This window comes from Parolsenella sp. (genome assembly GCF_982402205.1).
Genome location: NZ_CEVYAT010000030.1, coordinates 1 through 14,052 on the forward strand (window position 1 = coordinate 1; position 14,052 = coordinate 14,052).

The window sequence follows — 14,052 nt, forward strand, 5'->3', positions numbered from 1 at the left end:
TGCTATCCATGGACGGCAAGCAGGCCAGGTACACATACGAGCAGAAGGTCGCCGCCGCCTCCGCCGTCGTCGACGGCGGCATGACGAAGACCGAGGCGATGGCGGCGTTCGGCATAATGTCGATGTCGCCGCTCAAGAAGTGGTGCGCGCTATACCGCCGGGGCGGCGCGGAGGCCCTGCGCCCGAGGCCCAAGGGCCGGCCGAGCGGTTCCAAGGCGAGGCCGCGCACCCGCGAGCAGGAGCTCGAGGAGCGCTGCCGAAGGCTCGAGACCGAGGTGGCCTACCTAAAAAAATTGCGTGCCCTGGTCGAGAGGGACGGGCTCTGACCAGGGCGAAGGTCGAGGCCGTGAGGGTCCTGCGCGAAGAGGGGCACGGGCTGGGGCGCCTGCTGGAGTGCGCCGGCATGGCCCGGTCCAGCTACTACTACGCGCTGTCGCACCCGAAGGCTCCCACCAGGCCCGAGCTCTGGGAGGCCGCCGCCGAGATATTCTCGCGCACCGCCAACGGGTGCGGCCACAGGCAGATCGCCATGTGCCTGCGCGCCGAGCGGGGCGTGCGCATAGCCTACAAGACCGTGCTGAAGATGATGCGCGAGATGGGCATCAGCTGCGGGATCCGCCGCGAGACCGACTACCACAGGTACAACTCGTACAGGGGCAAGGTCGGAAAGACCTTCGAGAACGTCATCGGGCGCGACTTCGCCGCCGACGGGCCGTGGGAGAAGATGGGCACCGACGTCACCGAGTTCAAGCAGCCCTGGGGCAAGGCCTACTTCGCGCCGGTCTACGACTTCGGCAGCAAGGAGATCGTCGCCTGGTCCACGTCGCTGCACCCCAACATGGCTCAGCAGCACGAGCTGCTCGACCAGCTCGTGTCCAGGAAGCCCAAGGGCTCCAGGCCGATCCTGCACTCGGACATGGGCTGGCAGTACCAGCAGGCCGGTTGGTGCAGGCGGTTGGAGGAGGCCGGCGTGGTGCAGAGCATGTCCCGGAAGGGCAACTGCATCGACAACGGCGCGACGGAGCAGGTGTTCGGCCACATCAAGGACGAGTTCTTCCGCGGAAGGACGTGGCCGGACTTCGAGTCCTTCAAGGCGGACCTCGACGACTTCGTGGTCCATTGGAACACGAGGAGGCGCCAGGTTAAACTGAAGGGACTGACCCCGGAGGAGTTCCGGAGACAGTCCCTTGCGGCGTAGTTCTTATTTATGCCGTCCAAGTTTTGGGGTGCAGTTCAATCCTGGCTTCGGCGGGCGTGGAGTCCCAATCTGTAAAGCTGGAAGGCCTGACCCTAGTACAGCTTGGCGCCAGCCGGAATGCGGTCGTCGACCATGAGCAGGTTCAGGCACTCCTCGCCCTCGACCTCGTGGATGGCCGAGAGGAGCATACCGCACGAGTCGATGCCCATCATGGCGCGCGGCGGCAGGTTGGTGATGGCAATGAGCGTCTTGCCCATGAGCTCCTCGGGCTCGTAGAACTTGTGGATGCCTGAGAGGATCGTACGGTCGGTGCCCGTGCCGTCGTCAAGCGTGAACTGCAGCAGCTTCTTGCTCTTCTTGACTGCCTCGCAGGCCTTGACCTTCACGGCACGGAAATCGGACTTGCTAAACGTGTCGAAGTCCACGTAGTCCTCGAACAGCGGCTCGATGGTCACGTTGGAGAAGTCGATGGGCTCGGGCGCGGCCTCGTCAGCCTCGGCGGCGGCAGCGGCCTCCTCGGCAGCCTTGGCCTCGGCGGCACCGTTCTTGGCGCCGGCCTCGGGCTTCATGTGCGGGAAGAGCAGCACGTCACGAATCATGGGCTGGTTGGTGAGCAGCATGACCACGCGGTCGATGCCAATGCCAATGCCGCCCGCGGGAGGCATGCCGTACTCGAGGGCGCGCACGTAGTCAGCGTCAAACTGCATGGCCTCGTCGTCGCCCGAGTCGCGCTCGGCAATCTCGGCGTGGAAGCGCTCGGCCTGGTCAACCGGGTCGTTGAGCTCGGAGAAAGCGTTGGCGTACTCGTGGCCGGCAATGACTAGCTCAAAGCGGTGCGTCAGGCGCGGCTCGTCCTCGTAGCGCTTGGCCAGCGGCGACACCTCGACCGGGTAGTCAACGACAAAGGTGGGGTTCACGATGGAGGGCTCGCCCAGCTCATCGTAGAGCTCGGCGATGAGCTTGCCGGCGCCCCACTCGGGCTTGGTCTCGATCTTGTTTGCGTGACAGAGCTCCACCAGGTGCTCGACGGGCGTGTCGAGGTCGACCTCCTCGCCAACGGCGTTGGAGACAACCTTGGTCATGGGGATGGAGGGCCAGGTGCCCGAGAGGTCAATCGTGGTGCCCTGGTAGTCGATCTGCTCGGGGTTGCCAATGGCGGCGTTGGCGGCCTTAATGACGCCCTCGGCGAGCTCCTTCATGCCGTCGAGGTCGCTGTAGGCGCGGTAGGCCTCCATTGTGGTGAACTCGGGGTTGTGGGTCTTGTCCATGCCCTCGTTGCGGAAGATGCGGCCAATCTCGTACACGCGCTCAAAGCCGCCCACGAGCAGACGCTTCAGCGGCAGCTCGGTGGCGATGCGCAGGAAGCACTCCTGGTTGAGCGCGTTGAAGTGCGTGATGAACGGCTTGGCCGTGGCGCCACCCTGGATGGTCTGCAGTATGGGGGTCTCGACCTCCATGTACTGGTCCTGCTCCATGTAGCGGCGGAAGGCGGAGACGATGGCCGAGCGCTTGCAGAAGGTCTCGCGCACGTCGTCGTTCATGATGAGGTCAACGTAGCGCTGGCGGTAGCGCAGCTCCTTGTCGGAGAGGCCGTGGAACTTGTCGGGCAGCGGGCGCACGGCCTTGGAGAGGAGCTTGACCGAGGTGGGAGCCAACGACAGGGCGCCGCGCTTGGTGCGCATCATGGGGCCGGTGGCCTCGATGATGTCGCCCAGGTCGAACTTGCGCACGGCGGCCATGCCCTCCTCGCCCAACGCATCGATGCGGCAGAAGAGCTGGATGCGGTCCGTGGCGTCCTGCAGCTCGAGGAAAGCCACCTTGCCCTGACCGCGCTTGGCGCGGATGCGGCCGGCGATGCAGTGGGCTTCGCCGTCGACGTCGTCCTCGGTAAGGTTGGCGTAGCGCTCGGCGAGGTCTGCCACGTGGTCGGTCACGTCGCAGTGCTCGGGATAGGGGTTTCCACCGGCGTCGATGACGGCCTGGCGGCGAGCGAGGCGGGTCGCGCGCTCGTCGTTGAGCGTGGACTCGGTGCTGGTCTGCTCGGACATGCGGTCTCCTTCTTGCGGCAGCTGGCGGGCGTCCCCGCGCGCGGCCAGTCATGTGGCCTGGCGCGGATGCACCCACGCGCGGCCAAAACTCTGTACAGACGTGAAAACGCCCCTCCCGCGACGGGCACGGAAGGGGCGTGATGCGGACATGATCGCGGGGCTATGCCCGCGAGCGAACCAATCTCGCCCTAGCGCGAGATTTTGGTGATGATGTAGTTGCGCGTGGCGCCAGAGGGACTCGTAACCTCGATGACATCGCCCTTGGCGTGGCCCATGAGGGCGGAGCCAACGGGGCTCTCGTTCGAAATCTTGTGCTCGAGGGAGTTGGTCTCGGTCGTGCCCACGATGGTGAACGCAGTCTTCTTGTCCTTGCCCTGCTCCTGGATCTCGACGGTGCAGCCAATCGAGACGGCCATGACATGGCCGGCGTTCTCGGACACCTTGGCGGTAGAGAGAATCTTGCGAATCTCGGCGATGCGGGAGGCGTTCTTGGACTGCTCCTCCTTGGCGTCGTCGTACTCGGAGTTCTCGGACAGGTCGCCGAAGTCACGGGCGACCTTGATGCGCTCGATGATCTCGGCGTCGTGCTCTCCCTCGCGCCAGGCGAGCTCGTCGACGAGCTTCTGGCGGCCTTCGGGGGTAAGGATGATCTCGTTGTCAGCCATGGTCCGCTTTCTTACGTGGGGTGGTACGTACAGACGAAAGCACACCCACGGAGGGTGTGCCTAAGAAAGTGAGTTAGTCGAGCTTTGCTCCGCAGGACTTGCAGAACTTGTTGTCGGTCGGGTTCTCGGCACCGCAGTTGCCGCAGAACTTGACGTCGCCGGCGGGCGTGGCGTCAGCATCGGCGTCCTCGGAGTCGGCGTGCTCGACAACGACATCCTCGGCAGGCTTGGACTCGGACTTGGCGGCGTCGGCCGTCTCGTCCATGCCCTCGCGGATGCCCTTGACGGTCTTGCCAAGGGACTTGCCAAGCTTCGGGAGGTTCTTGGGGCCAAAGATGACCAGGACGACAATCAGAATGATGATGAGCTCAGGAGCACCCAGACCTAGAATCATGTTATTTCCTCTCCGAACAGACACTCGGTCGTGTATTCGTTCGTTAGCTAAGGCCGGTTTGCATCGGCCACGGCAACTTAGAAAGTATACTAGCCCGAGTGCCGTTTACGTGCGCGAAGTTTTCTTATCACGCATGTTGCCGCATTCTCCACGTTGGTTAGGCGTGTACCCGCGCGGGAACGCCTCTAACCACGACACCCTGTAAGCATTTGGGCGGGCCCACGCGAGGCCGCCCGCCGCCGCTGGCTTTGAACCAGGAGCCCCATGACCACCGCAATCATCATATTTGTGCTGCTCACCGTGGCAGGGCTGCTCATCCACCTGCTGTGCATGCGCATCCTGGCGTGGAGGGGCGTCACCATGCGGCGCACCAAGTTTGGCCTGGCGCTGCTGTTCGACACCGCAGACGAGGACGGCACGCCCGTGCGCATGCTCAACGTCAATGGTGCGTTCCAGAGCGTGGCCTATGCCACCGACGAGCTGTGGAGCGAGCTTGCATGCGAGTACCAGCGCGAGCAGGCACGTATCATCAGCGAGCTGCCCCGCCTTCGACGCGTGGCCGTTATTGGCGGAGGTGGGTTCTCGCTGCCCAAGTGGCTCGTGACGCACCTGGCGCCCGTGGCGGTGAGCGCGGTCGAGATTGACGAGAGGATCATCGAGATCGCGCGCGAGAGCTTTGGCCTGGAGAGGCTCGAGCGCGAGTACGCGGGAACGGGCAGGTTCGAGCTTGCATGTGACGACGGCTGGGCGTGGCTGAGGCGCGCCAGCGAGCCCCTTGACCTGGTGGTGAACGAGGCCTTTAGCGGTAGCAAGCCGCTGGGGCCGCTTGCGTGCGACGGGGGCGCGAGGGTCATCCACGATCACCTGAGCGAGGGCGGGGTGTACCTGGCCACGCTCAGGTTTCCCCTGGAGGGTCGCAAGAGCGCGAGCATGTACGAGACGGTCGAGGCGTTTGGCCGCGAGTTTGGCCATGTGTGGCTTGTGCCCGAGTTCCCCGGCGAGCCCACGCAGGCGGGCAACAACACCCTGGTTGCGTGCGACATCGACCTGGTTGAGGCCGGCTGTGCCCCCCTGGCGGGGTTCGAGCGTTAGAATGCGGCGGGCCCGCACCGTGCGCCGCGCATGGCGGCGGCCCGCAGCCCGCACGCCGCCGCTACTGCGTAAAGGTTGCCTGGCCGCCGAGCTCAACGAACTCCTGGAAGAGCACGGTGTGCTTCTCGTCCACGTTCTTGTCAACGTGGAAGTGGCCGTAGTACCAGCGCTTGAACGCGAGCCTCTGGTCGAGCTCGTCGAGAAAGTCGGTAAGGTAGTCGCGGTCGGGATTCTCCCAGCCACCTTTGGGCCACAGCGTCGCAGACAGCATCGATGTTGAGCAGGTGTGGGTAATCACGTAGTCTACCTGCCAGTTATTGGTATCGAGCGTCTCGAGGGCATGGTCGAGCTCAGCGTGGCTGGGCAGCTCCTGTGGCCACCAGTCCGCGCCGGGAATGCGCCATTCCTTGTCGATGCTCGTGGCACCGCCAAGGGTAAAGATGGTCGTGCTATCAAAGTCGAAGACCTCGCCGCGGCAGAGGCGGCAAATGGGCGAGCCCGGCGAGAGGCGCTGGGTCATGCCACCGTGCCACTTCTCGCATGGACGGTCTTCCCAGTGGTCATAGCGCTCGTGGTTGCCATCGACGAACAGCACCGTGTAGGGGCGGCTCGACAGCCAGTTGATGTCCTCAACCTCGTCCATTGAGAAGCTCCAGGGATAGCCAAAGTCGCCCGCAACGATGAGGTAGTCGCCAGGGCCGGCGGCGTGCGTTGCGTCCCAATCCGAGAGCCTCGCCATCTCGGCCCCAGAGTGAATGTCTCCCGTTACAAAGACGGTCATGCTGCCTCCCCTGTTGCGATTGCGCGCCACGCAGCAAAACTGCGTGCCTTGCGCAGTTAATTATCACCACTTGGAGACAATAACTACCTGCGTTTGGCACGCACCCTTGGGCGGAGTAACAAATGTCGCAGAGCTGCCGCACGCCCTCGCCTACAGGTATGCGAGAAACGCCCGGGCGGCCAAGCTTAGGTCTACCTCGCGGCGGCGCACAAGGTACAGCACGCGGTGCGTGGGCTTCCTCAGGTGGCGAACGTCGAGCTCAAAGCCCGTGCGCTCCAGCGCCAGGCTCGGCAGCAGCGACACGCCCAGCCTCGCCTCGACCATGGCGAGGATGGCGGTAATGTTGCTCGTCTCGCAGTGGATACACGGACCCTTGAGCTCGCGCTGCAGCAGCGGCGCCGTCTCGGTGTCTGCGATGAAACGCTCGCCCAGCAGCTGCTCCACGGCAATGTCTGCCGGCTCGGGCGCAAAGTGGCCGCGCGGCGTCACCACCACGATCTCGTCCTTGTCGTACACGCTCGAGATGAAGCCCTGGTCCTCGAGCTTGTTGGGAATAAACGCCAGCTCAACGGCACCATTGAGCAGCAGGCGCTCGGCCTCGCCATAGGTGCACTCGTTGATACTCACCTCAACGCCGGGGTGCTCCGCCGAGAAGCGCCCCAGGGGGCCAGGCAATCTCATCGCCACCACGCTCGAGGGCGCCGCCATGCTCACGCAGCCATCGGTCAGCGAGCGCAGGCCCATCACGCGGCGGTCCAGCGCGTCGTAGGCATCGCACGCGGCACGGGCCTCGTCCAGCAGCCGCGCGCCATCGACCGAGAGCGCAAGCGCGGGCCCGTGGCGGTCGAACAGGCGCACGCCCCACTCCTGCTCGAGGCTCGCGACCGAGCGGCTGAGCGTCGACTGCGCCACGCCCAGCTCCTCGGCGGCACGTGAGATGCTACCCAGCCGCGCCGCCTCGGCAAACGCCCGGATCTTGCTCACACTTGCACCCATGCTCCCCCTCCCCTGGCGCCGCACCCAGCGCGGCGCGTTCCCACAATCTACCCATAGAAAGACTCCCCACCGCAGACGCATCTGCAGACGGGGAGCCAGGCTATGCGGGCGGCACCAGACGAGCTGACCGCCCATGCGGTGGGGCCACGGCCCAGGGGGGGGAGCCGCGGCCCCGAGGGGGCAAACGCTACAGGGCGCCCTTGATGACCTTCTCGCCCTCCTTCGTGATCACGTCCATGTTGTCGGGCGTCAGGTCGTGGATGTTGCGGGCCACGTCGCCGGTGACAACCAGCAGGTCGGCGAGCTTGCCGGCCTCGAGCGAGCCAAACTCGTCCTCGTGGTGGACCATCTTGGCGCCGTTGAGCGTGGCGGCCTTGATCGTCTCGAGCACGGAGATGCCCGCCTTGTCGACGAAGTCGTACATCTCGTCGATTGTCACGTAGCCGTACGGCGTCACGAACGAGAAGGAGTCGGAGCCAATGGTGAGCGTGACGCCCAGCTCGTTGGCGCGACGCAGGTTGGCATAGGTGCGCTGCAGCTCGCGCTCGATCACCGTGTCGCCGGGGAACTTGGCGTTGGCCTCGGACTCCTCGGGCGGGTAGGTGGCGTACCAGGTGGGCAGGAAACCAATGGTGGGCGTAAAGAAGGTGCCCTGCTCGGCCATGAGGTTCATGGTCTTGTCGTCGAGCTCAAAGCCGTGGATGAGCTGCTCGGCGCCAAAGCGCACGGAGTCGTAGGCGGCGCTCACCGAGTTGTACGAGTGGCTCCACAGCGGAATGCCCGTGAGCTTGCACTCGTCGGCAACGGCCTGGATCTCCTCGGTGCTCATGAGCTGACGGCGGCCGGAGTCCCAGCGCCAGATGCCGCCGCCCGTGGCCCAGATCTTGATGGCGTCGGGGTTCTCGCGCAGGCGCAGGCGCACGGCGTGGCGCAGCTCCCACGGGCCGTCTACCTGGTCGCCCCAGGGATGGCTGTCCTTGGAGACCTGCAGCGGCAGCTTGTGCGAGTCACCGTGACCGGCGGTGCGGCAGAAGCCCAGGCCAGTGGCGTAGATTCGCGGGCCCTTCATGACGCCCATGTTCACCAGGTCGCGGATGGCGATGCCGTTGCGGCCAATCTCGCAGACGGTGGTGAGGCCGTGGGTCAGGGCGTCGTAGGACTGCTTGACGGCGCAGGCCTGCTTCTGGGCGGGCGTCTCGATGACCCAGTCGTTGTCATCGTCGGTGAGGTTGCCCGAGAAGTGCAGGTGGGTGTCGATGAGGCCGGGCATCACGGTCTTGCCCGCGCAGTCCATGACCTCGTAGCCCGCCGGGATCTCGGTGCGAGGACCGGCGTAGGTAATCTTCTTGTCGTCAACGAGAACGAGGGAGTCGTCAACCGGTGCGGCACCGGTGCCGTCGACGAGCCTGCCACCTGCGAATGCGTACTTGCCCATGATCTGATCCTTTCGATTCAAAACCAAGCTGCACACACTTCTCGCGCGATTCTTGGCCGCGCGATCTTGCTTATTTGAACGTGCTTCTAGCTGCGGGTTATTGGCCGCTTTCGGTCGTCCACGGGGCCGAGCGCGGCTGTTCGCTGGCACCCGCTGGAGCGGTCATTGGCCGCCTGCCACCCGCAGGGACGAGCATTGGCCGTCTGCCACCCGCGGGGCCGGGCGCGTTACCCCTTGCTCGTCGCCTTGCGCCCACCCCCAAACAGCGCCAGGATGCCAAACCCCACGACAATCCAGACAATCGTGATGGCCCACTCGATGGGCGACAGGGCCGCCGGCGAGAAGGGCACCACCATGAGGACGATGATGGCGAGGCCTGCGACGATGGCGGCGGCGATGCCGGCCTTGCCGCCGTTCACCTTGTAGGGACGCGGCAGGTCGGGCTCGGTGCGGCGCAGCTTCCAGCAGGCGAAACCAGCCATGGTGCAGGCAAAGATGAAGCCGAGCGACGCCACGTTGGTGAGCGGCACGAGCATGTTGCGGCCCAGGAACGGGCCCACGAGGGTGAGCACGCTCATGACCACGACGGCCTTCTTGGGAACGCCGGACTTCTCGTCGATCCGAGCAAAGTCCTCAGGCAGCATGCCCTTGCGTCCCATGGCGAGCATGAGGCGACTCGACGCGCCAAAGAACGAGTTCATGGGGCCAAGCGGGCCCAGCGTGGCGATGACGAGCATCGCAACGTAGAAGAAGATGTTGATGCGCTCGAGCACCGCCAGCGCCGGCACGGAGCTGCGCACGAACTCGTGCCAGTCGACGATGGTGCCAAAGCTGTAGATGCACACGAGGTAGAATACGCCCGAGGCCAGAAGGGCAATGGCCGGAATGAGACCAAACTTCTTCCAGTTGATGCCCTCGGAGGCCTCCTCGGCCTGCTGGGGAATGGTGTCGAAGCCCGCGTAGAAGAACGGCGTCATGACGAGCACCGCAACGATGCCGCCCAGAAGGCTCGTGGCCTCGGTGGCGCTGCCGCCCGCGGCATCCGTGACCTGCGAGAACAGGGGCATGGCGTTGTCGGGCGAGCCGGTCATGAAGCTGATGACCATGGCAAGCACCATGCCCGCGAGCAGGGCCTTGGTGAGGAAGCTCGAGAGCTTGGCGGCCGCACCGGCGCCGCGCAGGTTGAGGAAGATCACGAGGGCCGCGAAGCCCAGGGCGATGACCGTGGGCCAGAGGTAGACGTCTGCGCCCAGGATCGTGTAGAGCTTGACGCTGCGCAGCCACGCGAGCGCGGGGAACTCCGCAAAGCGGTCCGTGAGCAGCGTCGATATGGCAATGGCCTCCCACGGACACAGCGGGGCGTTGCCCAGAAGCAGCATCCAGCCGGTGAAGAAGCCCATCTTGCGACCAAAGGTGCGGTCGACGTACTCGATGATGCCGCCCGAGATGGGAATGGCAGCCGTGAGCTCGCCAAAGCACATGCCAATGGGCACGAGCAGCAGCGCTCCCAGGGCAAACGCAATCATGGCCGGCACGGGGCCGCCGCCCAGCACCATCCAGTCGCCCACGAGCAGCACCCATCCGGTGCCAATGATTGCGCCAAAGCCAATGGTGAAGAAGTTGAACAGCGTCAGCTCCTTCTTCATCCCACCGCTCGACGCCTCCTTCTGAGCCATGTGGTCCTCCTCCTTCGCTCGATCTTTCGTCCTTCTCGCCCCCAAGGGGTCAATCCGTTCTTCACCAAGGATTGTTGGCTTTGGACGGCGTCGGCGCGGCGCGAGCGGCGGCCGTGGCGGCGCGAGTGGCGGCCGTGGCGGCGCGAGCGGTCTTGCGGCATCCGAGAGCGGGCGCAGTTTGCGGCGGCAAACATCGAGGCTGTCGATGGAACAGCGCCTAACTTTGCATAATCCGAGAAGCGCGCGGGGACACGACAGGGGTCTGCAGGCGCAGTCACGCCGGCAGCCAAAGCGCGTGCTCAACGCAGTTAATTACGGGGCAGCTAGGGCCATAACTGCCTGCGTTTGGCACGCACTCTTGAACAGCGGGGGGCAGCGCACGAACACGACGCGGCCCCACGCCGAACCACCGCACGCCGTGCCACGCTGGGACATTGACCTATGGGAGCTCGTCCCAACCGTTTACAAATAAGTGACACTTCGTCGCTTGTATTGTCACTCTTCTCGGCCGATAATTCATGACAGTTGATTGGCGCGCGGGGAATCGCGCCGCACTTACGGAGAGGAAGCGCATGGGACCCTCAAAGGTCTACTTCTGCAACCTGCACACCCACATGGGCGACGGTCTGCCCTGCAAGCTCAAGCGCCTCATCAAGAAGGCCGGCATTGGCCAGATCGACTTCGAGAACAAGTTTGTGGCCATCAAGATGCACCTGGGCGAGCCGGGTAACCTCAGCTACCTGCGCCCCAACTACGCCCGCGCCGTCGTCGACGTGGTGCGCGAGCTGGGCGGCAAGCCCTTCATCACCGACTGCAACACGCTCTACGTGGGCGGCCGCAAGAACGCGCTCGACCACCTCGACAGCGCCTATGCCAACGGCTTCAACCCGTTCCAGACCGGTTGCCACACCATCATCGCCGATGGCCTCAAGGGCCTCGACGAGGTCGAGGTGCCCGTTGAGGGCGGCGAGTACGTCAAGAGCGCCAAGATCGGCCGTGCCCTCATGGACGCCGACATCGTGATCAGCCTCACCCACTTCAAGGGCCACGAGCAGGCGGGCTTTGGCGGCGCCATGAAGAACATCGGCATGGGCGGCGGTTCGCGCGCGGGCAAGATGGAGCAGCACGCGGCCGGCAAGCCCAGCGTCAATGCCAGCAAGTGCATCGGCTGCCAGCAGTGCACCAGGATCTGCGCGCACGACGGCTTCTCGTTTGACGATGTGCGCGAGCACGAGTTTGCCAACGGCAAGACCCGCGAGGTCCACGTGGCCACGATCGACCACGACAAGTGCGTGGGCTGCGGCCGCTGCATCGCCGTGTGCAACCAGGACGCCATCACGCCGGACTACGACCAGGCCGTCGAGGTGCTCAACTACAAGATCGCCGAGTACACCAAGGCCGTGGTCGACGGTCGCCCGAGCTTCCACATCAGCCTCGCCATCGACGTGAGCCCCAACTGCGACTGCCACGACGAGAACGACAAGCCCATCGTGGGCGACATCGGCTTCTTCGCAAGCTTTGACCCGGTAGCGCTTGACCAGGCCTGCATCGACGCCGTCATGGCGCAGCCGGCGCTGCCCGACACCGAGTACACCCACATGCACGACAAGCTCGAGGCAGAAGGCGAGCTCGACGAGGACCACGCTCACGACAAGTTCTACGTGACGCACCCCGACACCGACTGGAAGAGCTGCATCGAGCACGCCGAGAAGATTGGCCTGGGCACGCACGAATACGAGCTCATCGAGGTCAAGTAGCTGCGGCCGGCTTTTGAGCCCCACATCGCTGCAAACAGCAGGGCCCCCGCCGACTATTCAATGGCGGGAGGCCCCCTTTTGCGTCTTGCATAGTAGGCGCAACAGTAGTGTTTTCGTTTTCTTGAGGCTAGATAGCTCCACGCCAGATAGAGACTCTGGTGGCAACTACAAACGCTGGTTAGCGAAGCCCCATTTACAGGTCTATGCGTTCCCCTATTATTTAGCCTCAATATATCGCAATTACTTTCCCGAGACCCCTGCTCCAGACGGCCTCGTGACCCACGCCATGGCCGCGAGCGGCGCGATTGCCACCACAGCAAGCACCAGGTAAGCTTCGCGCGTGCCCGCCATCGTCGCCACGGCCATGTCTGCGGCGCCAAGCTGCGCGGCCGCCACGATCACAGACGACATGCTCGTGCCAATGGCGCCGCTCAGCTGCTGCAGCGTGTTGACCACGGCGTTGCCGTCGGCCTTGGTTGCCGCCGACAGGAAGGACAGCGACTCGGTGAGCGAGTTGCCCACCATAAGGCTCTGGCCAAAGGCAAAGCAGACGTAGCAGCAGGTGGCGGGCAGTGTCTCGAGGTGAGCAGAGAGCGCGGCAAAGAGCACGACGCCCACCAGGGCGCACGTGGCGCCAATTAGGATGGGGCGGCGCGGCCCCACGCGTTCGAGGATCTGCCCAGACCGCGGCACCATGCAGGCGCCCACCACGCAGCCCGGCAGAAGGATCGAGCCGGCCTCGGTTTCGCCGGCACCCATCACGAGCTGGGCATAGTTGGGAATAAGAAACGACAGGCCCAGCACCACGAACTGCAGGCACACGATGGCAACGACGCCCGTCACAAACCCGCGCTCGGCAAAGACCGACAGAGCCAAGGCAAAAGGCGCACGCTCGGCACATGCCAGGCGTGCGCCCTTGCTATTTGCTCGCCCTCCAGAGGAGGTACGAGTAGACGTAGGCGCCGATTGCCCCCGCAATCGTAAGCCCCACGGCGAGCACGAACCACAGCACACCACCGCCCATGAGGGCCGCGAGCACAAAGGCAAGCCCGCTCACGATGAGCACTACGCCGCCAAAGCGCTGCGTGCGGCGCCAGTTGCTCTCGTCATCGAGCGCCCAGGGGGTCCTGAAGCCAAAGGTGTAGTTGTCCCTCACGCGCGGCAGGTAGTTACCCAGCACCACGAACAGCACGCCAACCATGAGGGGAACAACGAGGCCAAAGGAGTCTCCGGAGACCAGGCCAAAGGCAACGAGCTCGGGGGCCCACGTCATCGCCATCATCATCAGCGTGAACAGCACCACAAACAGCTGGTACACCTTGCCCGAGCGCTCGTAGTTGTGACCCTTGGGGTCAATGCGCGGCACAAGGTAGAACAGCGCGAGAAGCGCCAGCGGCAAAACGTCGAGCAGCAGCGCCTGCCACTTGGCGCCCCAGCCGTCCACCTCGCCCGACACCCCAAAGTGGAGGGGCACCGCATCGGGCAGCTGCGGCAGCAGCGCCAGATGAGCCGCGAGGCTCGCAACGCATAGGACGATGAGGGCAACCCAGCAGCGCACGCTTACCGGGCTCACTCGATTGTTATTCATGAGAGGGCTCCTCCCCCTTTGAGCTGTCATACTCGGCCGCCACGGCAAACCCCATGAACCAACCGATAAGGTCCTGCATGACCGTGGTGTTGAGGCTGTAGACGATGTTTTGCCCATGACGCTCGTCGCTCACGAGTCCCGCGGCGCGCAGCGTTGCCAGATGGTGGCTGATCGAGGGCTTGGTCATGTCAAAGTGCTCGGCCAGCTCGCCCGCCGTCATGTCTCGCTCGCGCAAAAGCTCGAGGATACGCCTGCGCGTGGGGTCCGCGAGCGCCTTGAACCTTCTCCCGCCACGGCCACCTCCTTAGAACAGAACCAGTTAGTTAGGCGTTTATCAAACTATCGAATAGTACTATCATGACGCGGAGCCTGTCAAGACCAAGCCTTAGATTCTCGGGATGAGGGCGAGAGGCGCGGCACCA

13 protein-coding genes and 1 pseudogene are annotated in these 14,052 nt (G+C 64.5%); 4 read left to right on the plus strand and 10 right to left on the minus strand.

All coding sequences use genetic code 11. The annotated features are described in order from the left end of the window. Nucleotides 1-326: helix-turn-helix domain-containing protein (locus AC1VTH_RS03060; protein ID WP_481334630.1), on the plus strand; the 326-nt coding region annotated here is incomplete at its 5' end. Nucleotides 327-346: 20 nt separating this feature from the next. Next, on the plus strand, nucleotides 347-1,198 hold the full coding sequence (locus AC1VTH_RS03065; RefSeq protein ID WP_481334631.1) for an IS3 family transposase: 852 nt from the start codon (nucleotides 347-349) through the stop codon (nucleotides 1,196-1,198). A gap of 92 nt (nucleotides 1,199-1,290) precedes the next feature. Here AC1VTH_RS03065 and lysS read toward each other — a convergent pair whose 3' ends face one another. From lysS to tatA, 3 genes are all read right to left on the minus strand, one after another. Beyond that, nucleotides 1,291-3,246 (minus strand): lysine--tRNA ligase, encoded by a 1,956-nt coding sequence (lysS, locus tag AC1VTH_RS03070; protein WP_481334632.1) that lies wholly within the window; start codon nucleotides 3,244-3,246, stop codon nucleotides 1,291-1,293. A gap of 188 nt (nucleotides 3,247-3,434) precedes the next feature. Next, nucleotides 3,435-3,911, minus strand: a complete 477-nt coding sequence (greA, locus tag AC1VTH_RS03075; RefSeq protein ID WP_293826226.1) for a transcription elongation factor GreA — start codon at nucleotides 3,909-3,911, stop codon at nucleotides 3,435-3,437. A 73-nt stretch (nucleotides 3,912-3,984) separates the two neighbouring features. Next, complete coding sequence (gene tatA / locus AC1VTH_RS03080; RefSeq protein WP_293673300.1) at nucleotides 3,985-4,305, minus strand: twin-arginine translocase TatA/TatE family subunit; 321 nt, start codon at nucleotides 4,303-4,305, stop codon at nucleotides 3,985-3,987. Between the two features lie 264 nt (nucleotides 4,306-4,569). Here tatA and AC1VTH_RS03085 point away from each other — a divergent pair, with 264 nt between their 5' ends. After that, nucleotides 4,570-5,397 carry a spermidine synthase gene (locus AC1VTH_RS03085; RefSeq protein WP_481334633.1) on the plus strand — a complete coding sequence of 276 codons (828 nt, stop codon included), beginning with the start codon at nucleotides 4,570-4,572 and terminating at the stop codon, nucleotides 5,395-5,397. 61 nt (nucleotides 5,398-5,458) lie between these two features. Here AC1VTH_RS03085 and AC1VTH_RS03090 read toward each other — a convergent pair whose 3' ends face one another. The 4 genes from AC1VTH_RS03090 to AC1VTH_RS03105 all read right to left on the minus strand — a co-directional run bounded on the left by AC1VTH_RS03090 (nucleotide 5,459) and on the right by AC1VTH_RS03105 (nucleotide 10,285). Beyond that, the gene (locus AC1VTH_RS03090) at nucleotides 5,459-6,178 is read right to left on the minus strand and encodes a metallophosphoesterase family protein (RefSeq protein ID WP_481334634.1); all 720 of its coding nucleotides are present in this window, start codon (nucleotides 6,176-6,178) and stop codon (nucleotides 5,459-5,461) included. Nucleotides 6,179-6,328: 150 nt separating this feature from the next. Further along, a complete protein-coding gene (locus AC1VTH_RS03095) occupies nucleotides 6,329-7,174 on the minus strand; it encodes a LysR family transcriptional regulator (RefSeq protein WP_481334636.1) in 846 nt (281 codons plus the stop codon). A gap of 187 nt (nucleotides 7,175-7,361) precedes the next feature. After that, complete coding sequence (locus AC1VTH_RS03100; RefSeq protein WP_481334637.1) at nucleotides 7,362-8,609, minus strand: metal-dependent hydrolase family protein; 1,248 nt, start codon at nucleotides 8,607-8,609, stop codon at nucleotides 7,362-7,364. A 227-nt stretch (nucleotides 8,610-8,836) separates the two neighbouring features. Beyond that, nucleotides 8,837-10,285 (minus strand): APC family permease, encoded by a 1,449-nt coding sequence (locus AC1VTH_RS03105; RefSeq protein WP_481334638.1) that lies wholly within the window; start codon nucleotides 10,283-10,285, stop codon nucleotides 8,837-8,839. A 572-nt stretch (nucleotides 10,286-10,857) separates the two neighbouring features. Between AC1VTH_RS03105 and AC1VTH_RS03110 the strand changes: the two genes are divergently transcribed. Further along, nucleotides 10,858-12,042 carry a DUF362 domain-containing protein gene (locus AC1VTH_RS03110; RefSeq protein ID WP_481334639.1) on the plus strand — a complete coding sequence of 395 codons (1,185 nt, stop codon included), beginning with the start codon at nucleotides 10,858-10,860 and terminating at the stop codon, nucleotides 12,040-12,042. A gap of 240 nt (nucleotides 12,043-12,282) precedes the next feature. On the opposite strand, the gene AC1VTH_RS03115 is transcribed toward AC1VTH_RS03110, so the two are convergent. The 3 genes and pseudogenes from AC1VTH_RS03115 to AC1VTH_RS03125 form a co-directional block, all read right to left on the minus strand. After that, on the minus strand, nucleotides 12,283-13,059 hold the full coding sequence (locus tag AC1VTH_RS03115; protein WP_481334640.1) for an MFS transporter: 777 nt from the start codon (nucleotides 13,057-13,059) through the stop codon (nucleotides 12,283-12,285). Further along, nucleotides 12,962-13,630: an SdpI family protein gene (locus tag AC1VTH_RS03120; protein WP_481334641.1), complete on the minus strand. Its 669-nt coding sequence runs from the start codon at nucleotides 13,628-13,630 to the stop codon at nucleotides 12,962-12,964. Before AC1VTH_RS03120 ends, AC1VTH_RS03115 begins: the two co-directional genes overlap by 98 nt. Then, nucleotides 13,623-13,901: pseudogene (locus AC1VTH_RS03125) on the minus strand (autorepressor SdpR family transcription factor); the annotation flags it as partial. The gene AC1VTH_RS03120 and the pseudogene AC1VTH_RS03125, both read right to left, overlap by 8 nt. Nucleotides 13,902-14,052 lie beyond the last annotated feature (151 nt).